The 21,193-nt window shown below is 72.2% G+C and carries 21 protein-coding genes; 3 read left to right on the forward strand and 18 right to left on the reverse strand.

Translation table 11 applies throughout. The features are described from left to right. Positions 1-226 precede the first annotated feature (226 nt). The 9 genes from AC6EXY_RS24065 to AC6EXY_RS24105 form a co-directional block, all read right to left on the reverse strand. Positions 227-694 (reverse strand): nuclear transport factor 2 family protein, encoded by a 468-nt coding sequence (locus AC6EXY_RS24065; protein ID WP_499816500.1) that lies wholly within the window; start codon positions 692-694, stop codon positions 227-229. 132 nt (positions 695-826) lie between these two features. Then, entirely contained in the window at positions 827-1,975 is a 1,149-nt protein-coding gene (locus tag AC6EXY_RS24070; protein ID WP_499816501.1) for an AAA family ATPase, read from the reverse strand. Positions 1,976-2,075: 100 nt separating this feature from the next. After that, positions 2,076-2,222: an AAA family ATPase gene (locus tag AC6EXY_RS24075; protein ID WP_499816502.1), complete on the reverse strand. Its 147-nt coding sequence runs from the start codon at positions 2,220-2,222 to the stop codon at positions 2,076-2,078. Between the two features lie 176 nt (positions 2,223-2,398). Further along, entirely contained in the window at positions 2,399-3,322 is a 924-nt protein-coding gene (locus AC6EXY_RS24080; RefSeq protein WP_499816503.1) for a class I SAM-dependent methyltransferase, read from the reverse strand. A gap of 89 nt (positions 3,323-3,411) precedes the next feature. Further along, positions 3,412-3,756, reverse strand: a complete 345-nt coding sequence (locus AC6EXY_RS24085) for a VOC family protein (protein WP_101830748.1) — start codon at positions 3,754-3,756, stop codon at positions 3,412-3,414. A gap of 1 nt (position 3,757) precedes the next feature. After that, on the reverse strand, positions 3,758-3,946 hold the full coding sequence (locus AC6EXY_RS24090) for a ribbon-helix-helix domain-containing protein (protein ID WP_101830749.1): 189 nt from the start codon (positions 3,944-3,946) through the stop codon (positions 3,758-3,760). A 290-nt stretch (positions 3,947-4,236) separates the two neighbouring features. Beyond that, entirely contained in the window at positions 4,237-4,956 is a 720-nt protein-coding gene (locus AC6EXY_RS24095) for an endonuclease V (RefSeq protein WP_499816504.1), read from the reverse strand. Between the two features lie 55 nt (positions 4,957-5,011). Then, positions 5,012-5,362, reverse strand: a complete 351-nt coding sequence (locus AC6EXY_RS24100) for a toxin-antitoxin system YwqK family antitoxin (protein ID WP_499816505.1) — start codon at positions 5,360-5,362, stop codon at positions 5,012-5,014. Beyond that, a complete protein-coding gene (locus AC6EXY_RS24105) occupies positions 5,359-5,850 on the reverse strand; it encodes a YwqJ-related putative deaminase (RefSeq protein ID WP_499816506.1) in 492 nt (163 codons plus the stop codon). Before AC6EXY_RS24105 ends, AC6EXY_RS24100 begins: the two co-directional genes overlap by 4 nt. A gap of 865 nt (positions 5,851-6,715) precedes the next feature. On the opposite strand from AC6EXY_RS24105, the gene AC6EXY_RS24110 reads away from it, so the two are divergent. The 3 genes from AC6EXY_RS24110 (at position 6,716) to AC6EXY_RS24120 (ending at position 10,380) form a co-directional block, all read left to right on the forward strand. Beyond that, positions 6,716-8,236 carry a catalase gene (locus AC6EXY_RS24110; RefSeq protein WP_499816526.1) on the forward strand — a complete coding sequence of 507 codons (1,521 nt, stop codon included), beginning with the start codon at positions 6,716-6,718 and terminating at the stop codon, positions 8,234-8,236. 161 nt (positions 8,237-8,397) lie between these two features. Then, positions 8,398-9,405, forward strand: a complete 1,008-nt coding sequence (locus tag AC6EXY_RS24115) for an LmeA family phospholipid-binding protein (RefSeq protein ID WP_499816527.1) — start codon at positions 8,398-8,400, stop codon at positions 9,403-9,405. 117 nt (positions 9,406-9,522) lie between these two features. After that, positions 9,523-10,380 carry a mycofactocin-coupled SDR family oxidoreductase gene (locus AC6EXY_RS24120; RefSeq protein WP_499816507.1) on the forward strand — a complete coding sequence of 286 codons (858 nt, stop codon included), beginning with the start codon at positions 9,523-9,525 and terminating at the stop codon, positions 10,378-10,380. 113 nt (positions 10,381-10,493) lie between these two features. On the opposite strand, the gene AC6EXY_RS24125 is transcribed toward AC6EXY_RS24120, so the two are convergent. The 9 genes from AC6EXY_RS24125 to AC6EXY_RS24165 all read right to left on the reverse strand — a co-directional run bounded on the left by AC6EXY_RS24125 (position 10,494) and on the right by AC6EXY_RS24165 (position 21,077). Beyond that, a complete protein-coding gene (locus AC6EXY_RS24125; RefSeq protein WP_499816508.1) occupies positions 10,494-11,882 on the reverse strand; it encodes an FAD-dependent oxidoreductase in 1,389 nt (462 codons plus the stop codon). Between the two features lie 139 nt (positions 11,883-12,021). Beyond that, positions 12,022-12,648 (reverse strand): hypothetical protein, encoded by a 627-nt coding sequence (locus tag AC6EXY_RS24130; RefSeq protein ID WP_101833748.1) that lies wholly within the window; start codon positions 12,646-12,648, stop codon positions 12,022-12,024. A gap of 242 nt (positions 12,649-12,890) precedes the next feature. Continuing rightward, positions 12,891-13,880, reverse strand: a complete 990-nt coding sequence (locus AC6EXY_RS24135) for a ParA family protein (protein WP_101833746.1) — start codon at positions 13,878-13,880, stop codon at positions 12,891-12,893. A 121-nt stretch (positions 13,881-14,001) separates the two neighbouring features. After that, positions 14,002-15,054, reverse strand: coding sequence for a prephenate dehydratase (gene pheA, locus AC6EXY_RS24140; RefSeq protein ID WP_101833745.1), 1,053 nt, complete (start codon positions 15,052-15,054; stop codon positions 14,002-14,004). 83 nt (positions 15,055-15,137) lie between these two features. Next, positions 15,138-16,526, reverse strand: a complete 1,389-nt coding sequence (locus tag AC6EXY_RS24145) for a dihydrolipoamide acetyltransferase family protein (RefSeq protein WP_101833754.1) — start codon at positions 16,524-16,526, stop codon at positions 15,138-15,140. Positions 16,527-16,531: 5 nt separating this feature from the next. After that, on the reverse strand, positions 16,532-17,515 hold the full coding sequence (locus tag AC6EXY_RS24150) for an alpha-ketoacid dehydrogenase subunit beta (RefSeq protein ID WP_101833743.1): 984 nt from the start codon (positions 17,513-17,515) through the stop codon (positions 16,532-16,534). Between the two features lie 50 nt (positions 17,516-17,565). Further along, on the reverse strand, positions 17,566-18,735 hold the full coding sequence (locus AC6EXY_RS24155; RefSeq protein ID WP_499816510.1) for a thiamine pyrophosphate-dependent dehydrogenase E1 component subunit alpha: 1,170 nt from the start codon (positions 18,733-18,735) through the stop codon (positions 17,566-17,568). Positions 18,736-19,240: 505 nt separating this feature from the next. Then, positions 19,241-20,077 carry an undecaprenyl-diphosphate phosphatase gene (locus AC6EXY_RS24160; RefSeq protein WP_101833739.1) on the reverse strand — a complete coding sequence of 279 codons (837 nt, stop codon included), beginning with the start codon at positions 20,075-20,077 and terminating at the stop codon, positions 19,241-19,243. A gap of 163 nt (positions 20,078-20,240) precedes the next feature. Continuing rightward, positions 20,241-21,077, reverse strand: a complete 837-nt coding sequence (locus AC6EXY_RS24165) for a COG4705 family protein (RefSeq protein ID WP_499816511.1) — start codon at positions 21,075-21,077, stop codon at positions 20,241-20,243. Positions 21,078-21,193 lie beyond the last annotated feature (116 nt).

Consider the following 21,193-nt stretch of genomic DNA (forward strand, 5'->3'; position numbering starts at 1 on the left):
CCCCCCCCCCCCCCCCCCCCCCCCCCCCCCCCCCCCCCCCCCCCCCCGACTTACCCCCCCCCCCCCCCCCCCCCCAACCCCCCCACCCCCCACCCGCTGCCCCACCCGCCCGGTTGCCCGAGCCGGCCGCGGGGGGGGGGGGGGGCGGCGCCCCCCCCCCCCCCCCGGGGGGGGGGGGCCCCGCGTCCTGTCCCGTCTCGTCTCGTCTCGTCCCGTTCCGTTCCTTTTATCCAGCGACGGCGTCGCCGGCGAGGGCTTGCGCGACGGTGAGGCTGTCCTCGTAGACGTGGTAGCGGGTGATCGCGCCGTCCTCGACGGTGAGGCGCAGCGCGCAGCCCGCGCGGTACTCCCGGCCGGTCGCCCGCACGGTCTGGCGGATGTCCCCGAACACCACGGCGTCCGCGCCGTCGACCAGCACCGCGGGCGTCAGCCCGCCGCGCTTCTCGGGCACGTGCGCGTCGCGCAGCGCGCGGAAGTGGTCGGCGACGTCGGCCCGGGTGGACCGTGCCCGGATCCAGGGCACCGCGGAGTGGCCATCTGCCGGCCAGTCGAGCCGCCAGTCGACGGTGTCCGCGAACAGCTCGGAGATCCGGTCGGGATCCTCGGCCCGGCTGACCGGCCTGACCCGCCCCGAGGCCGAGGCGCTGTTCCTCACCGGCCCGCCCACCGCCGCCGCCCAGTTGGGCCTGGCCACCGCGAGCACCGCCGCGCGGCTCAAGCTCGACGCGGCGTTACCCGCCGACCTGCGCGAGCGCGCCCGCCATCTCGCCGACCGCTTCCACCTCGACCCACCACCCTGGTACCTGAGCGACCGACAGGAACAACGTCACCCCTCGAGTGCGGCGGTCGCCGCGTATCTTGACACTTCGGACTCGCTCACGATTCCGTCAGCAAGACCTTCCAGGAAGGACGGGTCGGCAGCGTCGGGCACAGGTCGCATCCGGGTTCGCCGCCTCGTCCGCTTGTGCTCCTGGTCGATTTCCGTCACCATGTCGGCGAACACCACCGCGCATCCGTGTTCGTCGTGGCTTCTACTGGTCACGGCGGACATGACGACCGGTGAGTGGGAGGCCAGGATGAGCTGCATGAGCGGGCCGTCCAGGTAGTCCTCACTCAGCTGGTCCGTCACCAGTGCGCTCAACTGCTGGATCAGGCTCCGAAGCCGCGCCGGGTGGACACCGTTCTCGGGCTCTTCGAAGCAGATCGCACCCCGAAAGGCCGGATCGTAGAGGGCGGCGAGAAGTGCCAGCACGCGAAGTGTTCCATCGGAGGCGACCGCCGCCGAATAGGAAGAATCACGGTCAGAGGTGAACCAGATCTCCCACTCCCGCATGCGGTTCTGGGAGACCGTGAAATCTGTGACGCCGGGGATGAGGTGTGTCAGGGCCGCGCTCATGTCCGCCAGCGCGCTTCCGGTGCCGTCCGCGAGGGCGGTCTCCCGGTCGATCCTGTGCAACACGTAGGCGAGGTTTCCGCCGTCGGCTTCCAGAAGCTCGGATTCGTGGGCGGAGCTGGGACTGCGAAGCGCGGCCGGATCCAACTGGAGGAACCGCCACGAGCGTAGTTCCTCACGCAGCGCGTACAGATGTCTGAACTCGGCGGTGACAATCGTGGACAGCACTGTGCGCTCGGCCGCGAACGCAGGGCGCGGACGACCCTGCACTCCGTCATTGTGAATCTTGAACACGGGTCGGCCCTGCTCGTCCTCGCCGCCGCTCAGTAGATCGTCCCGCCGCCGGTATCGCAGCTGACGGGCCTGGAAGGCAGGAGTCGCCCAGTAGCGGAGGGGCGAGGACCTCGCCCGATCCCTTCCGCTTCGGATTGGCGAGGCGAACTCGCTGGCCACGTACAGCCGCTCGTTTCCGTCGTCATCGCGTCTCTGCTCAATCGCGACCTCATAGCGAATGCGGGTGTGAGTCAGCCGGACGTCGGAGCCCCATGGATCCTTCAGGGCACTGTCCAGCACGACCTCCACCGCGATCGTTATGCGCTCTGACGAGGTCTCGTCGGACTCTCGTCGAAAGAGATTCGCTGGTCCTCCGCGGACTGCCGCGAAGGCGCTGCGAAGGTCGCTTTCAGCCAGCAGTCCGATGAGGCGAATCGCCGTCGAAGAGATTGGACTTTCCGGACGCGTTCTGGCCGACGATGACGAGAAACGGGCTCAGATCGAGTGAGAAGTTGTGGAACGTCTTGAAACCGTCGATCTCGATCCGGGTCAGCATGGATCACTCCGCTGGCCCCACGGATGGTGGTCCACGACACCTCACTCCCGATGATCTCTCGCTGGCCAAGATACCCGGCGAGCCCCGCGTGCGATCGAGGACCACGCCCGGGGTCGTGCCCGCCTCGCGGGACACCTGCCTGACGCAGAAGTAAGACGGTCCACTCGGTGGCGGACTCAGGTGGAGGCGAGGAGGAGGTCCTCGCCGGTGGAGGGGCGTAGGCCGTCAGGGCGGCCGGTGAAGTAGCGGTCGGCGAGGGTGCCGCTGGGGACGTGGCGGACGTCCGGGAATCCTGCCGCCCGGGCGAGGGCGAGGATTTCGCCGGGGGCGTAGAGGCTGACGAACGGGGTGCCGGACGCCTGCGCGCCCCTGGACGACGTCTCGAGACCGGCGCGGTCGGCGTCGCCGAGGAGGTCGGCGGGCAGCAGGAACGTCAGGGCGGCCGTCGACCCGGGGGCCAGGCTCGCGAGGCGACGCAGCATGTCCGCGGTGGCGTCCCGGGTGAGGTACATGGTCACGCCGGCGGCGGCGACGACGGCGGGCCGGCCGGCGTCGAAGCCGGCGGCGGACAGGCGGGCGAGCCAGTCGTCGCCCGCCTCGAAGTCGACGGGCACCAGCCGCAGATGGCTGGGCAGGCCGCCTCCCCCGCCGGTGATGTGGCGGTCCAGGTCGAGCAGGCGGTCGCGCTTCCACGCCTGGGTGCAGGGCTGGTCGATCTCGAAGACTGTCAGGCGGTCGGCGAACTCCAGCCTGCGCTGGGCGAACGTGTCGAGCCCCGCGCCGAGGATGACGTACTGGTCGACGCCCTGCTCGACCCGTTCGGCGACCAGATCCTCGAGGAAGCGGGCCCGGGCGACGATGGACGCGCGGAAGCCGCGGGTGAAACGCGGATCCATGTCCGGGCGGGCCCGCCAGTCGCCGCCGGGCGCCGCGAGCCGCAGTCCGACCTCGTCCGCGAGGACGTGCGGCGGCTGATCGACCTCCAGGTGCAGCGCCCGCCACAGGGCCACCCGAACCGCCGTACTGTCCGGCGCTGCGCCGTGAGGTGCCGAGTTGTGCGGTGTTACGTCGTGAGGTGCCTCGGTTTGCTGGTCCGCCATCGTGCCCTGCCTCTCCTCGTCCCGCGTGCTGGTCCGACGTTCGTGGTCCACCGGCTCGCTGTCCCGCAGCCTTGGCGGCGGGCCCGGCGTCAGCCCGCCGCCGGGGCCTGCAGGCTCCAAGGGCGGCCGTCGGGGTCGCGCACGGTCATCTCCTTTGTGCCGTAGTGCGTGTCCTCGAACGGCGTGACGACCTCGACGCCCTCGCCGGGGCTGCACGCCGCCGCGTCGGCAACCCGCAACGCGATCTGGATGTGCGGTGTGCGGTCCGCGGGGATCTCGGCGACGAAGACGGCGGGGCCGTCGCCGTTGCGGAACTGGCCGGAGTTGTGGTCGGTCTCGAACTCCAGGGTGAACCCCAGGCTCTGGAAGAAGCGTGCGGAGCGGCCCCAGTTGTGGGTCTCCACGAAAACGGCGTCGATGCCGTCGGTGGCCATGTCAGGTCTCCGTTCCGGTCGAGGATGAACGCTGCTCGCGGGCGTGGGAGGCGTCGTCGAGGTAGACGCGCAACGCCTCGGCGACCAGCGCCGACAGCGAGGATCCCGTCTCGATCGCGTGGTGCTTGACCTGCTTGATCAGTGAAACCGGCAGATACACGTTGAACTGCTTGACGTCCTCATCGCCCACGGCGCTGATGCTAGCATGCTAGGAACACGGCTGGCTAGCTCGGTGCCGCCGAGGCCAGGGCCCTGGGCCGAGCGCGGCTCCTCCCGAGGGGGCCGCGGACTGGGGATTGACCCCAGGCACGCCCATGTGGAGAGGGAAGGCCTTAGGACGAGGCAGTTCGGCCTCCCGACCAGGTCGCACCGTTCGCGTCCCGCATGGCCCGAGCATCGCGGTCCCGATCAGGCGTCACGCTGCCTCGGCTGCCTCCGGGTATGCGGCCCGCGGCCTCAGACTCGGGGCGATCATGACTCTCATCGACTTCCGTCCGTGATCCCGGCGGATCGGGCGTCTCCCGCCGATCCTGAACGGAGACGCGCGGCGAGAGCCGTCCGGCTGAGGTGGTCGGCGGCGCGGGTCGTCTCCGGTAGGCGATACCGCGGACACAGGTCGAGCACCCAGCGGCAGGCGGAGTCGAGGTTGGTCCGGTGCCCGACGGAGAGGTAGACCTCGCGGACGCCGTCGCGGGTCCGCAGGGCGGCGCCGACCGGTTCGTCGTCGAGAAGTATCGGGGTCCGCTCGCCGCGGAGCGGCCCGGGCGCGGTGTGCGTGCCGACGAACGGCGTCTTCGCGACACCGATCGTCGGTAGGTCCAGGGTGACACCGAGGTGGCAGGCAAGGCCGAAGCAGCGGGGGTGGGCGATTCCGTGCCCGTCGCAGACGAGCAGGTCAGGCGGTGCGGTCAGCTGCGGGAGGACGTTGTTCCACGCGTCGAGTAGGGGCGGCATCTCCCGGAAGGACAGCAGGCCCGGAACGTAGGGGAACGCGGCGCGGCCCGTGGCCGTCGCGGAGGCGATCACCGTCCAGTCCGGCGCGGCGAGCACGACGACCGCCCCCGCCACGACATCGGAATCGGTGTCATACGCGACGTCGAAGCCCGCCACCGTCGCGACCGCCTCCGGCCCGGGAACGTCGGCCCGGACTCGCCGCCGCAGCGCCTCCTGCACCGCCTCGGCATCCTCAACCTGCCTCACCACTGGCCCTGACCCTGCTGGCTCTTCACGCTTCGGTGACCGTGTCGGGTGCGGCTCAGCCGCGTTCGGACCCATCATCTGACCAGCGCTTTCTGTGGACGACTTCGCCGTGGTTGTACTGGGTCTCGCTCTCCAGCTGCCCGTTGGGGAACCATGTGCGCCCGACGCCGTGCCAGCCCCCAGGCGCATTCCAGTACTCCGACTGGAGTGATCCATCGGGGTAGAAGGAACGCTCCAGCCCGTTCGGGCGGCCGTTCTCGTAGGTCTCAATCTTGCACAGCTGGCCGTCCCTGTAACGATCGACGACCTGTCCTGTGAAGAGCTTTCCGTCGTGGGTGACGAACAGGTCGTCCGTGTAGTCGATGTCGTCGATGTGTACCGTGGGGATAGGGTCGGGCCCCGTCATCGCCTCATCCATTCGTCAACGGGTAGCTTGCCGGGGAGGGAATCCACGCCCGTCTCGCCGCCGAGTATAGCAGTGCAGTTCGGGCAGCAGGGCGCCGACGACTTGCTGTCCGGGCGATAAGGAAAACGATTATCCACCAGCATCTCGTCCAGTGAGCCGACGTTCACCTGGTACCCCATCGCCTCTCGATCGTGCAGAGCGCGACTCGTGTTCTGCACCTCGGCGTGGGTGCCCGGAGTGCTGAAATGGGGATAGCCGCCACGGGTGCCGTCGGCGTACTGGTAGCCGTCCGACCTGGCCCGCGCCGTCGCTCTCAATTCGTCAAGGCGGCTCTGGAGAACCGGGTGAAGGTCGTCGGGCACCTCCTTGCCGCGGTTGACGGCCTCGTAGAGGAGGCCGGTGCGTCTGTCAAGAAGGACGGAGGTGACGGGTGCTGCCCTGGATTTCGGAATGGTGCCGTCCTGGCGCGCGTCACGATATCCCTGCACTCTCTCATCCGTCAGAGCCTGGAGATACTCGCGTGCGGGCCTTCCGCCAATCGACTCGAGCAGGCCTCTCTCGTCCCTGCGAAGCTCGGCTTCACGGGTTCTGGGAAGCGGCCTCACATCGCTGAGTGGTGACTCAGGCCAGGGAGAGCCGTCGGGCTTCCTGGATGGAGCCTCCTGTCGGCCGCCGTCTGGCTGCTCCGGGCTGGCAGGGTGGTCCGGCCTCTCAGTGGCGCGCGGGCTGGGCGCTTCGGAGCGGGGTGTGCTCAGGCGGGCGAGTTTGGCCTCGAGGGGCGATTCGGGGGCGTCCCAGGCGGGTGTCGGGGTGCGGTCGGGGGGCGTCGCGGCCTCGTCGTCGATGGCAGGGCGATGCCGGTCGAGGGCGTCGAGCTTGGACTGGAGGCGGTCCCATGCCTCCCCGCGCGGGGCGGAAGCAGGCTGCGGCGTAGGTCGCTCGACCCCTGCGGAGGGATCGGAGTCTCCGAGAGCGCGCCGGTCGAGGGCAGCCATCTTCGCCTCGACGGACGATGCCTCCGGTCGGGTTGGGCCCGCTGCCGGGGGCTCCGGCAGGTCGGGGCCGCTGCCGGGAAGATCTCGAACCATCGGCACTCACCGTACCGATATGGCCACTCTCGCGCACCCAGATCCGCATAGATCGTGCATATTGCCTGATCGGCGGGCGGCAGGGAGGGCGGTGAGCCCGTTCGCGGTCGGCGACGGGTCACGCGCAAGGCGGTGCGGGGCAGCGGGAGCGGGGGGAGCGGAGGGGATCGGGATGCGGGGGTGTGTGACGGCGGTGGGTGGGTAGGCGGGGGGCGGCGGGACTGCACGCGACCGGCGATGATGCCGGCAGGATGAGGGGTGCGTGGTGAGCACACAGGAGCGGCGTCCGACCACTACCGACGCGGGGATTCCCGTCGCGAGCGACGAGCACTCGCTGACCGTCGGGCCGAATGGGCCGGTGCTCCTTCAGGATCATTACCTGATCGAGCAGATGGCGAACTTCAACCGGGAACGGATTCCGGAGCGGCAGCCGCACGCCAAGGGTGGCGGGGCGTTCGGGACGTTCGAGGTGACCCAGGACGTCAGCGCCTACACCCGGGCCGCGGTGTTCGCGCCGGGAGCGACGACGGACGTGCTGATCCGGTTCTCGACGGTGGCGGGGGAGCGGGGCAGCCCGGACACCTGGCGGGACCCGCGCGGGTTCGCGGTGAAGTTCTACACCAGCGAGGGTAACCTCGACATCGTCGGGAACAACACGCCGGTCTTCTTCATCCGCGATCCGATGAAGTTCCAGCACTTCATCCGCTCCCAGAAGCGCCGCGCGGACAACAACCTGCGCGACCACGACATGCAGTGGGACTTCTGGACGCTCTCGCCCGAGTCCGCGCACCAGGTGACCTGGCTGATGGGCGACCGCGGCATCCCGCGGACCTGGCGGCACATGAACGGCTACTCCAGCCACACCTACATGTGGATCAACGCGGCCGGCGAGCGGTTCTGGGTGAAGTACCACTTCAAGACCGATCAGGGGATCGACTTCTTCACCCAGGACGAGGCCGACCAGATGGCCGCGATCGACACGGACTACCACCAGCGCGATCTGTACGAGCACATCCGGGACGGTGATTTCCCGAGCTGGACGCTCAAGATGCAGATCATGCCGTTCGACGAGGCGAAGACCTACCGGATCAACCCGTTCGACCTCACCAAGGTCTGGCCGCACGGCGACTATCCGCTGCACGAGGTCGGCCGGCTCACCCTGAACCGCAACGTCGCCGACTACCACACCGAGATGGAGCAGGCGGCGTTCGAGCCGAACAACATCGTCGCCGGTACCGGGCTGTCGCCGGACAAGATGCTGCTCGCCCGCGGGTTCAGCTACTCCGACGCCCACCGCGCCCGGCTCGGTGTGAACTACAAGCAGATCCCGGTGAACTCCCCGAAGGTGCCCGTCCACAGCTATTCCAAGGACGGCGCGATGCGCATCCACAACGTGTCCGACCCGGTGTACGCGCCGAACTCCTACGGCGGGCCGGCCGCCCAGCCGGGCCTCACCGACGACGGTGGACTCTGGTACGCCGACGGCGAGATGGTCCGCACCGCCTACTCGCTGCGCCCGGACGACGACGACTGGAACCAGGCCGGCACCATGGTCCGCGAGGTCCTCGACGACGCGGCCCGCGCCCGGCTGGTGGACAACGTCGTCGGCCACCTTCTCAACGGCGTGTCCGAGCCGATCCTGGTGCGCGCCTTCGAGTACTGGCGCAACGTCGACAAGGAGCTCGGCACCCACATCGAGGAGGGTGTGCGGGCGAAGCGGGGGGAGGCGGACCCGAAGGCCGCGCAGGCCAACCCACCCCGCGCCGCCGCCCAGGCGAAGGCCTGAGCCAGGCGCCGGCCTCCCGCAGGCGACGGCTCCCCGGGCGCGGACGCACCGATGACCGTTCGGCTGGGGAGCCGGCGCCTTCGGCCCGGGGAGCCGGCGCCGCGTGCGGTGCGGCGGGTTGGCGGACGGTCGCGGGCGGCGCGTGGGTTACGCTGTTGACCATGGCCGAGGCCCGGCACGACGTCCAGCCGATCGACGTCTCGTCGGACCTGCCGCCGACGGCGCCGGAATCCGCCGGCTCAGCGCTGGATCCGGAGCCGTGGTCGGAGTCGTGGCGTGGGTCGGCCGTCGCGGTCGAGCCGGGCGGCCCGGGTGGGCCTGGTGGGCCGACGGCGACCCGCCGCGCCCGCTTCGGCGGCGGCGGCGGTGGCCGTAGCGTGGCGGGTGGACGGCGGCTGGCGCTGATAGTCGGCGTCACGCTGGTCGCGCTGATCCTGCAGTTCCTGGTCGTCGACCGGGTTGCGGTGGCCGTCGCCGAGCGGGAGATGGCCGGCCAGATCCGCCGCGGAGCCCTCGCCGACCTGCCGTGCAGCACCACCCCGCCGACCGTGTCCGACGTGCACATCGGCGGCGTCCCGTTCCTCACCCAGGTGGTCACCGGGTCGTTCCAGGACGTCGGCATGACCATGACCGGCCTGCCGACGGCCGGTCCCCGGGTCGAGCGGGTCGGCATCGACGTCGAGGGCGTGCACGTCCCGATGTGGCGGCTGGCCACCGGCGGCGACGGCACGATCCGGGTCGACGACATGCGGGCCACCGTCCGGATGACCTACACCGACCTCAACGCCTACCTGGCCACCCAGCCGAACCACATCCAGGTCACGCCCGTCAACGGTGGCGAGAGCGTGCGGGTCTCCGCGACGGCGAGCGTCCCGCTGATCGGCGACCAGCGAGTCTCCGGCGTCACCACCTTCTCGGTGCGCGACAACCAGGTGACGCTGGTGCCCTCGCAGATCTCGCTGGACGGCCTGATCCACCTCACGATCCCGCTCGGCGGCCTCGGCGGCCTCCTGCCGGCCATCCCGATCCCCGTCAGCCAGCTGCCGTTCGACCTCACCGTCACCAGCGCGGCCACCGATGCCACCGGCCTGTCGCTGGCCGCCACCGCCAGGAACATCGAGATGTCCACCGCCGACCAGAAGCCCTGCCGTCCCACCGGCACTCGCTGAGACGCCTCGAAGCCGCCGTCGCCCGACCCGCGCAGCGGCTAGCGTCAACACGGACGAAACACGCCGGAATCGGGCTTGGCCGTCGCCGGCGCCCGCGCGCCCGGAATGGAGTACGCGATGGAACGTGCGCAGGAGACGGGCCGGGTGCGGGGCAAGGTCGCGTTCATCACCGGGGCGGCCCGCGGCCAGGGCCGCAGCCACGCCGTCCGCCTCGCCGAGCAGGGCGCCGACATCATCGCCGTCGACATCTGCGCGCCGATCGACGGCGTGCCCTACCCCCTGGCCACGCCGGACGACCTCAAGGAGACCGTGCGCGCCGTGGAGGCGCTCGGCCGGCGCGTCGTCGCCCGCCAGGCCGACGTCCGCGACATCGACCAGTTACTGGCGGCGGTCGCCGACGGTGTCGGCGAGCTGGGCCGCCTCGACATCGTCTGCGCGAACGCCGGGATCGTCCCACCGTTCGTCGGCCCGACCGACCCGGCCTCCCGGTCGCGCGCGTTCGCACAGGTCGTCGACATCAACCTGACCGGCGTGTTCCGCACCGTGGAGGCCTGCAAGCAGGCCGTGATCGACAGCGGTGACGGCGGCTCGATCATCGTGACGAGCTCGCTGGCCGGCCTGCGCGCCATCGGCGCCGGCGGCGGCTACGGGGAGTCCAAGCACGGCCTGGTCGGCCTGGTGCGGTGCTACGCCCAGGAGCTGGCGCCGCACCACATCCGGGTGAACTCCATCCATCCGACGAACGTCCGCACGCCGATGCTGATCAACGAGGCGACGATGCGCGCCTTCCGCCCCGACCTGGAGCATCCGACGGAGGACGACGCGCTGGAGGGCTTCCAGACACTCAACCTGCTGCCGGTCCCGTACATCGAGGCGGCCGACGTCAGTGACACCGTGCTGTTCCTGGCCTCGGCCGAGAGCCGGTTCATCACCGGCGCCGCCATCCCGGTGGACGCGGGCGGCGCCGTCAAGTAGTGCGCCGCCCGGTCGTCGGCGCCGACCGGTTCCTGTCGGCGCCGACAGCGAAGATCGTTACCTGTCGGCGCCGACGGCGCGGATCGGCGCCGCCCGGGCAGCGCCGATGTCGCTCAGCGCGACGCGGTCTCCCGTTCGAGGGCGATGTCGAGAAGCTCGTCGGTGAGGACGAGCTTCACCCGGGGGCGGCCGGCCCCCTCGCCGTAGGCGCGTTCGGTGGCGTCGATGAGCTGCCAGCCGTTCTCGGTGACCAGGTGCGGCTGGCGGCCGCGCAACCAGGTCTCGATCTCGGTGACCGGGTCGAAGGCGACGCCGCGGTCGTGGCGGCGCAGCAGGCCCGCGTCGAGGTCGGCGAACAGGCGGCCGACGGACTCGGCGGCACACTTGCGGTTCGTGCCGATGATGCCGGTGGGGCCGCGCTTGATCCAGCCGGCGACGTACTCGCGGTCCGACCCGGTCACCCGGCCGGCCTCGTTCGGGATGACGCCGCGGCGATCGTCGAAGGGCAGCCCGTCGAGCGCGACACCGCGGTAGCCGACGGCGCGCAGCACCAGGCTCGTCGGTACGGTCTCCCGCTCGCCGGTGTCGACGGCGCTCACCCAGCCGTCCGCGTCGGTCGTCAGCGCGTTGCGGGCGAAGACGATCTCCTCGACCCGGCCGTCGCCGCGGATCTCCACCGGCGTGCGCTGGAAGCGCAGCGTGATGTGCCGGGCGCCGCGCTCGGTCGGTTCGGCGGCGTACCCGCGCATCACGGCGAGGTTGCGCTTGACCAGCCGGGACAGCGCCTCCTCGCCGGGCTGCTCGGCGACCTCGGCCGGGTCGACGTCGACGCCGGACTCGGTGAACTCCGGCAGCTCCCGAAGCTCCGGCGTGGTGAACGCGGCCTGGGCGGCGCCGCGGCGGCCGACGACCAGCACTTCGGTGATGGCGCTCGTGCGCAGCGCGGCCAGCGCGTGGTCGGCGATGTCGGTGCGGGCGAGGCGGTCATGCGGGGAGCAGAGGATGCGGGCGACGTCGAGCGCGACGTTGCCGGCGCCGATCACCACGGCCCGCTCGCCGCTGAGGTCGAAGGCCTGGTCGGCGTAGTCGGGGTGGCCGTTGTACCAGCCGACGAAGTCGACCGCCGAGACGCTGCCGGGCAGGTCCTCGCCGGGGATGCCCAGGCGCCGGTCGCTCTGCGCGCCGACCGCGTAGAGCACGGCGTCGTAGCGGGCGGTCAGCTCCTCGCGGGTGACGTCGCGGCCGACGTGCACATTGCCGAAGAAGCGGAAGTTCTCGTGCGCGGCGATCGTCGCGTAGACGCCTGACACCGCCTTGATCTTCGGATGGTCGGGGGCGACGCCGGAGCGCACCAGGCCCCACGGTGTCGCCAGCCGCTCGTACATGTCCACCCGCACGTCGACGCCGGCCTGCTCCAGCAGGCTGCTCGCCGCGTAGAAGCCGGACGGCCCGGAGCCGACGACGGCCACGGCCAGTGGTGCGGTCACGGATCCCTCGGACATGAGCCCGCCTTCCGTCGTCCTCCCGACATGTGTGGCGCCGACCACGCGCCCTCAACGTAGGGACTTCCGGATCGTGGCGCAAGGAATGCCGTTCGCCGCCGCGTCGGCGTCGCGGTCGCCGCCTCAGCTCCCGTCGATCTCAGCTCCCGTCGACGAACTGGACGACACTGTTGGCACGCAGGGCGAAGATCCCGATGCAGTCCGCCTGCGCCGTCGCGGCGAGCCAGGCATCACCGAGGTGGGTGGACACCGAGTAGCGCCGCCCGGGAGGAACAGTGGCCTGCGCGATCCGGTTTCCCACCGCGTCCAGGTAATAGAGCTGCACCGGCTGCGAGCTGCCGTTGGCGAGGACGAGGGAGACGGGCGCCCCGAACAGCGACCGCAGCCGTCCCTCGGCCGAGCACGGATACTCGCTCGCGCCGGCGAAGGTGTACCGCAGCGCGGCGACGCCCGCGGGAGACGGCGGTGCCGGACGCCGCGTCGGGGTCTCGCCATCGTCCGGGCTCTCCGTGGAGTTCGGCGGATCGCTGCCGCTCGGCGTCCCGGTCGGAGCGTCCGTCGTCGCCACCGGCGTCGGCGTCGGGCTGGGCGTGGGCGGGGGCTGCACGGTCGGAGACGGGGTCGGCCGGGCTGGTCCCGACGTCAGTCTGGCCGTGAGGCCCACGCCAAGGGTGAGGACGGTGATGACGCCCGTGAGCACCGTCCAGAAGGCGACGTGTCGGCTGCCCAGCAGACCGCCGCTGCCACCACCGGAGTCACTGCTCACAGGTCCCCCAACCCATGATCCGGCGCCGCCGCGGACGGTCAGGCCCACCGGATGTGCGGTCCTGCCCGGACATCGGTCGACCTGGCGGGATCTGCACGCATCGTACCCGGTACATGACGGGTGATGAGCGTCGCTTGCCTCGCCTCGCCTCGCCTCGCCGCGGCGGGACGGGGCGCGCGACGGTAGATGCGCCCAGCTGGTTCAGGCGCTGGCTCGTCGACGCTGGTAGCGGGGCGCGCGGCTCAGATCTCGCCGCGCCAGTCGCCGATGCCGCCCTCGCCGAGGCCGGAGGCGCCGAGACGGCGCAGGAACTCCTCCACCAGGTCGACGAGCTCGCAGGCCACGTCGTAGGGGGTGTCGGGGGAGAGCACGGCGGGCAGGTACGCGTCCCCGGTGCCGGCGAAGGACCGGTGGCTGGAGCGGATCATCGACGTGAACGTCGGCACACCGAGCTCGGTGATCTGGTCGATGTGGCGGCGCAGGAAGCTCGTCGGCCGGCCCCGGTAGTACTGGACCATCATGAACACGACGCCGAGCACCCGCGGGTCGAGCCGCTTGACCGCCGGATGCACGCCGGACTGCAACTCCCCGACCCGGTTGTACTCCCAGACGAACCGGCCGATCTTGCCGAGCAGATGCTCGACGCCGAGCGTCGACAGCAGGTCCGGGCGGGCGGGGACGAGCACGTGGTCGCAGGCGGCGATCGCGGCCCGCGTCACGACGCCGAAGTGCGGCGGGCAGTCGATCACGACCAGGTCGTAGGGGCGGGCGCCGTAGGGCTGGGCGTCGAAGGACGCGAGCCCGGTCGCGAGCCGCTCGTAGACCTCGAAGTAGTGCCGGGTCGAGCGGTGGGCCTGCGCGCCGCCGAGACGAGCGGTGAGGTCCATCTCGACGTCGCCCAGCGCCAGGTGGGAGGCGAGCAGGTCGAGGCGGCCGCCGCCCGGGGCGATCACCTCGGCCGCGGTCGGCGGGGTGGTGACATAGCCGGCCAGCGGCGGCGGCGTCGTGTCCGGCCGCCAGCTCTCGAACCACGCCTTGACGGTGCGGCGCTGGTCGGCGAGCTCGAGGCGCCACACCTCCGCCGGGTAGAACGAGAACGTCAGGTTCGCCTGCGGATCCAGGTCGATCATCAGCACCCGCTTGCCCAGCCGTGCGATGGCCGCGCCGATGTTGGCCGTGAGGGTGGTCTTGCCCACCCCGCCCTTGTAGCTGGCGATCGCCACGACCTTCACCGCATCCTCGCTCCCGGGCGCACGTCCGCCCGTTCGCGGAAGTCGCCATTCCTGTGTGGCCGGACGGACGTCCCGTTCGTGAACGGCTCACAAGCAGACTACGGGGCGTGGCGAATCGCCCTCATCGCCCGCTTCCGGCCACCCCGTCCATCCGGTCCGCCCGCCGCGGCCGGGGCGCCCGATGCGCGCGGCCCACCCGGTCGGACCCGCTGACCCCGTCCAGGCAGCGGCCGAGCCAGTCGGCCGCCTCGACGAACCTGCCGCCCGCCGCCGTCGGATGCCCCACGGTGCGATCCGGCCGGCCGGCGACAGGGCCCGCATCGGTGCTGGCCTCGGCCCCGGCGCGCGGGTAGGAGCCCAGGAAGCGGACCTTCGGGCACCGCCGGTACACGCCCATCAGCGCCTCGCCGACCGCGCGGTCGCGGGCGTGTCCCTCCGCGTCGATGGAGAAGCAGTACTGGCCGAGCCCCTCGCCGGTCGGCCGCGACTCGACCCGCATCAGGGTCACCCCACGCACCGCCCACTCCCGCAGCAGCTCCAGCAGCGCGCCCGGATGGTCGTCGTCGAGCCAGGCCACGATGGACGTCTTGTCGGCACTCGTCGGCGCGGTGATGCGCCCGGGCCGGCCGGCCAGCACGAAGCGGGTCGTCGCCCCGGCGGTGTCGTTGATGTCGGTGACCAGCGCGTCCAGGCCGTAGGGCGCCGCCGCGAACGCGCCGGCGAACGCGCAGTCGTAGCGCCCGTCGCGGACCAGCCGGGCGCCCTCGCCGTTCGACGACGCGGATTCCCATTCGGCATGCGGCAGGTTCGCCGCGAGCCAGCGTCGCACCTGCGCCTGTGCGACCGGGTGGCCGGTGACGGTCTTGACGTCGTCGAGGGTCGTGCCCGGGCGGACCAGCAGGGCGAAGCTGATCGGCAGCACCACCTCGCGGTAGATCATCAACGGGCTGCCGGTGGCGAGTTCGTCGAGCGTGGTGGTGACCGCGCCCTCGACGGAGTTCTCGATCGGTACCAGCGCGCCGGCCGCGTCGCCGCGGCGTACCGCGTCGAGCGCCGCCGCGACGGAGGCGGCGGGTATCAGCTCGCCGTCCGCCGCCTCGGGCAGCGTGCGCAGCGCGGCCTCGGTGAACGTGCCCTCGGGGCCGAGATAGGTGTAGCGGGCCCGGACGGTCACGGCAGACCTCCTCGTGGATCGGGCGGCACCGTCGGCGCCGCGAAAAGGAGGCAGTCAGCGGAAGGAGGGGTTGCGGCGGGTGATCAGAGGTGGCGCAGCAGCGCGGTGGGATCCTCGACGGCGTCGGCGACGAAGCGCAGGAACGCGCCCGCGGTGGCGCCGTCGCAGACCCGGTGGTCGAACGTGAACGACAGCTGGACGACGCGGCGCACCGCGAGCGCGCCGTCGACCACCCACGGCCGGGGGACGATCCGCCCGACGCCGAGCATCGACGTCTCCGGATGGTTGATGATCGGCGCCGCGCCGTCGACGCCGAACACGCCGTAGTTGTTCAGGGTGAACGTGCCGCCGGTCAGCTCGGCCGGGGTGAGCCGGCCGGCCCGCGCGGCCGCGGTCAGCCGGGCGATCTCGGCGGCGAGGCCGGCGGTGTCGCGCCGGTGGGCGTCGCGCACGACCGGGACGGCGAGCCCCCGCGGGGTCTGCGCCGCGAAGCCGAGGTGCACGGCGCCGTGGCGGCGCAGCCCGCTGGCCTGGCCGGACGCGTCGGTGACGACGGACGAGTTGAGCTCGGGAGCCCGCAGCAGCGCCGCAACGCACATCCGGGCGAGCAGTGCCAGGACCCCGATGCGCACTTCGGCGCCGCCGGCGTTGAGGGTGTCGCGGGCGGCGAGCAGGGCGGTGGCGTCGGCATCCACCCAGCAGGTGGCGTCGGGCACCTCGCCGCGGCTGCGGCTGAACGCCCGTGCGGCCCGCCGCCGCACCGCGTCGAACGCCTCCACCTCCCCGTCGAGGGACGTCCCGGTGCCGGGGCCGGCGTCCGTGCCGGGGACCGCGCCGGTGATCGAGGTCTGCACGTCCCGGCGGGTGATCAGACCGCCCGGGCCGCTGCCGCGCAGCGTGCGCAGGTCGACGCCGTGGTCGCGGGCGAGCCGCCGCACCAGCGGCGACACCACCGCGACGCTGCCCGCGGCCCGGCTGCCTGGCCGTGGCGGGGCGGCGTGCGGACCGGACGGGGCCGCCTCGTCCCGGGGAGCCGGGATCCTGCCGCTGCCCGCGCCGGGAGCGGGAGCGGGAGCGGGGGTTGGGCGCCGGCGGCGGGAGCGCGGCAGCTCCGGCTCGGCCGGGCCGTAGCCGACCAGGATGTTGCCCGCGCGCGGGCTCGGTTCGGTGGTCGCCGCGGCCGAGGAGATCGCGGCCGAGGAGACCACGGCCTCGACGTCGCCTGGCTCTCCCGCGCTCACCGCGATCAGGGGAGTGCCGACCGGGACGGTGGTGCCCGCCGGCCCGGCCAGGGCCGTCACCACCCCCGCGTACGGGCAGGGGACCTCGACGACGGCCTTCGCGGTCTCCACCTCGGCGACCGGCTGGTCGATGGTGATGACGTCGCCGACCTCCACCAGCCAGCGGACGATCTCGGCGGACGTCAGGCCCTCGCCCAGGTCGGGCAGGGCGAATGCACGCACGGGTGCCACGGGGCTCACGCCTCCCACTGGAGCCGGGCGACCGCGTCGAGGACGCGGTCGACGCTGGGCAGATGGTGCTTCTCGAGCATCGGCGGCGGGTAGGGGATGTCGTAGCCGGTGACCCGCAGCACAGGCGCGGCGAGGTGATGGAAACAGCGCTCGCTCACCCGGGCGGCGATCTCCGCGCCGACCCCGCCGAACCCGCTCGCCTCGTGCACGACGACGGCGCGCCCGGTGGCCCGCACCGCCGCGCAGACGGTCTCGTCGTCGAACGGCACCAGCGAGCGCAGGTCCACCACGGCCAGGTCGAGGCCCTCGTCCTCGGCGGCGCGCGCCGCGTCGAGGCAGACCGGCAGCGACGGCCCGTAGGTCAGCAGCGTCGCCGAGGTGCCCGCACGGCGTACCACCGCCTGCCCGATCGGCGCCACCTCGCCCGCGCCTGTGGCGCCCGCCTCGGCGATCGGATCGGGCTCGGTGGACCAGTACAGCCGCTTCGGTTCCAGGAAGACCACCGGGTCGTCGGACGCGATCGCCGCGCGCAGCAGGCCGTAGGCGTCGGCGACGGTGGCCGGCGTGACGACGTGCAGGCCGGGGGTGTGCGCGTAGTACGCCTCGCTGGAGTCGCTGTGGTGCTCGACGCCGCCGACACCGCCGCCGTAGGGCACCCGGATCGTGATCGGCAGGCCCATCCGCCCGCCGGTGCGGTTACGCATCTTCGCCACGTGCGACACGAGCTGCTCGAACGCCGGGTAGGCGAACGCGTCGAACTGCATCTCCACGACCGGCCGCAGCCCGTACATGGCCATGCCGATCGCGGTGCCGAGGATGCCGGCCTCCGCCAGCGGCGTGTCCAGGCAGCGCCGCTCGCCGAACTGCGCGCTCAGGCCGTCGGTGACCCGGAAGACGCCGCCGAGCGAGCCCACGTCCTCGCCGAGGACGTGCACCGCGGGATCGGCGGCCATGGCGTCGCGCAGCGCCGCGTTCAGCGCCGCCACCATGGTCGTGCCGCTCGTCGTCGGGCCTGTCGTCCTGCGTGTCGTCGTCGCGCTCACGCGGCACCTCCGTCGGTGCCGTCGGCCTCGAGGGCCAGCCGGGCCGCGAGGTCGGCGGCCTGCTCGCGCAGCTGCGCGGTGGGCTGGGCGTAGACGTGCTCGAACAGCGAGCCGGGGTCGGGGGCCGGGGCGGCGTCGAACTGGGCGCGGATGTGCGCGGCGAGCTCCTCCGCGGCCCGCGCCACCGCGTCGGCGCGGGCGTCGTCGAGCAGGCCGACGTCGCGCAGGTGCCGTTCGAACAGCGTCACCGGGTCGCGGGCGCGCCAGGCGTCGACCTCGCCGGCCGGGCGGTAGCGGCTCGCGTCGTCGGCGTTGGTGTGCGCCTCCAGCCGGTAGGTGATCGCCTCGACGAGCACCGGGCCGCGGCCGGCGCGGGCGTGCGCCACGGCCTCGGACAGGACGCGGTGCACGGCGAGCACGTCGTTGCCGTCGACGAGGCGTCCGACGATCCCGTACCCGACGGCCTTGTGGGCGAGCGTCGGCGCGGCGGACTGGCGGGCGAGCGGCACGGAGATCGCGTAGCCGTTGTTCTGGACGAGGAACACCACCGGCGTGCCGAGCACACCGGCGAAGTTGAGCGCCTCGTGGAAGTCGCCCTCGCTGGTGGCGCCGTCGCCGACGAGCGCGAGCGCGACCAGGTCCTCGGCCGACGCCGGATCCGCCGCGGCGCGCAGCCGGGCCGCGTGGGCGAGGCCCACCGCGTGCGCCGCCTGGGTGGCCAGCGGGGTCGCCAGCGGGGCGATGCGATGCGTGTACGGGTCGTAGCCGCTGTGCGCGTGCCCGCGCATCAGGGTGAGCGCGTCGATCGGCCGGACGCCGCGGGCGACCACCGCGAGGGTGTCCCGGTAGGTCGGGAACAGCCAGTCCTGCGAGCTCAGCACCATCGCCGCCGCGACCTGGCAGGCCTCCTGGCCGGTGGACGCCGGGTAGACGGCGATCCGGCCCTGGCGGGTCAGCGTGGTCGCCTGCTGGTTGAAGCGGCGCCCGAGGACCAGCTGGCGGTGCAGCTCGTGCAGCAGACCGGGGTCGAAGGCGGCCGCCGCGTCGGTGCCGAGGACGCGCACCGGCCGCGGATCAGGCAGTAACGGCGCCGGATCCCGGCGTGGCCCGTGCCCGGTGGGCGGCTCGGCGAGCCCGGGGGTGGTGCTGTCGTCGACGATGGTCATGGCCCGCCTTCGGGACTGGGTGACGGAAAGGTGCGGCAGCGGTCGGTGGCCCCGCCGGCCGGCACGTCGGTGGTCGTCGCGATCCGTCTCCACTCACCCTTCCGACGTCGGCCGGGGTATTGCCGGTTCCCGCGGTGGGAACTCGGTACGGCGGCCCTCACCATCGATTTTCCCTCGGCTTTTCGCGATTGGGTCGTGGCGATTATCACGTCGGGTTGACAGCCTCGCGGAAAATGTTGCCGCGCCCACCTTCTACGTTTCGTCGAAAAGGTGACGATGGCTCGAAGGAGGGGCTGCCGATCGCGTTTCCCGCGAGTTTTGACGTTCTGGTGAGCCTGGCCCGCCACACCGCGACCGCCGGCGCGGACGGGCATCCCGCGTGTCATACGCGTCGCCGCGGTCGACCCGGAATGCGTCGAGGCTCCGTGACGGAATCCGGGGGGAATTCCGTCACGGAGCCTCGGTGGGACGTTCGCGCCCGGTGGGCGCCAGGCGGAGGGGGCGGTCAGGCCTCGAGCGCGCCGGAGGTGAGCAGGCCGACGAGGACGACGGCGACGGCGATGCGGTAGAGGACGAAGGCGTCGAAGTTGTGGCGGGCCACGAAACGCAGCAGCCAGGCGATCGAGGCGTAGGCGACGCCGAAGGAGACGATGGTGCCGACGACCACGGGCAGCGCCGAGACCCCGCCGCCGACGGCGTCCTTCAGCTCGTACAGACCGGCGCCGGTCAGAGCGGGAATGGACAGGAAGAACGACAGCCGGGTGGCCGCGACCCGGTCCAGGTCGCGGATCAGGCTCGTGGAGATGGTCGCGCCCGAGCGGGAGAATCCGGGAAACAGCAGCGCGAGGATCTGCGACGAACCGACGATCATCGCGTCGGTCAGGCTGATGTCGTCCTCGCCGCGCTTGTGCCGGCCGACCCGGTCGGCGTACCACATGAAGCCGCTGCCGACGACCAGCGACGCGGCCACCACCCACAGCGAGGCGAGTGGGCCGTCGATGAGCGGTTTGGCCGCCACTCCGACCAGGACGACGGGGATCGTCGCGTAGATCACCCACCAGGTGAAGGCATAGTCGCGATGCTGGCGTTCCTCGCGGTTCCTCAATCCGCGGAACCAGGCGGTGACGAGCCGGCGGATGTCGTTGAAGAAGTACACCAGCACGGCCGCGATCGCCCCGACCTGGATGACGGCGGTGAAGCCGACGACGGCCTTGTCGCCGACGTCGATCCCCAGCAGACCCTCGGTGATCTTGAGATGGCCGGTCGACGAGACCGGAAGGAACTCGGTCAGGCCCTCGACGATGCCGAGTACGACAGCCTGACCCACACTGATGGCGCTCACGCGTTGGTAACCCTAGGTGATCCAGGCGCGGCGACGGGTCCGCGCGGTCGGGGCCGGCCGGACGGACGGGCGCCGCCCGACGGACGGTCCGTCCCCCCGCGCCGGTCGTGGTCTGAGGAGAACCGCACAGTAGAACACCGTGCGTGTGCGGCCGGTTCGAGGGTCAGGGTTGCGACCGCCGGGTGACCGGGACCGGGCCCGGGCCCGGGCCGCGGGGCAGCGGGACCGTGTCGATCGTGGACGGGAGCGGGGCGCCGGCGCGGGACCGTGCGCTGGCACGCGCGGCCCCGGCGACGAGGGCGACGATGAGCACGGTCGCGACCGCGGCGACCGTCCCGTCACCCAGACCGACCCCGCCGCGACGCGCCGGCTTGCCGAGCCAGTCGGCGAACGACGCGCCCAGCGGCCGGGTCACGATGTAGGCGGCCCAGAAGGCGCCGACCTCGCCCAGGACGCCCCAGCGGCGGGCGAGTACCGGCAGCGTGATGACGCCGGCGAACAGCAGCCCCGACGGCAGATAACCGAGGTGCAGGTCGCCGGCGGTCACGTCGCCGAGGGCGGTGCCGAGCGCGAACGTCGCGAGCACGGTGGACCAGTAGTAGGCCTCCCGTTGCCGGGTGACGATCGAGTGGATCGACAGCGTGCCCTCGGCGCGCCGCCAGCGCACCAGGACGACGGCGAGCACCAGCGCGTAGAGGACCGCGGAGCCCAGATGACCGATCGGCGGCCCGTCGGCGGCCATCGTGCCGAACACGGCCAGCATCACCACGGCGAACCAGTAGATCCAGGCCTGGTAGCGGCGGGCCCGCAGCTGCAGCCACATCGCCGCGGCGAACCCGAGCAGGCCGACCGCCGCCGCCAGAACGAGGCTGATCCCGGCCAGCCAGTCCGCCGTGGCCTCGCCCATGCCGGTCGAGAGCACCTTGATGATCCAGAACAGGGCGGTGATCTGGGGGACCTTCGGAGCCAGGGGCTCCCGGCCGGGCAGCAGGGACCGCATCGAGGGCGCTCTTTTCGACGTCTGGCAGGGGCGGGCCGGTCTGGCAGGTACGGATGGCGCGGCGATCGCAGGCAGGACATCACGCGCGCGGTGTGAGGACGGTGTGAGCGGCGTCC

This window comes from Frankia sp. RB5, from assembly GCF_059816245.1.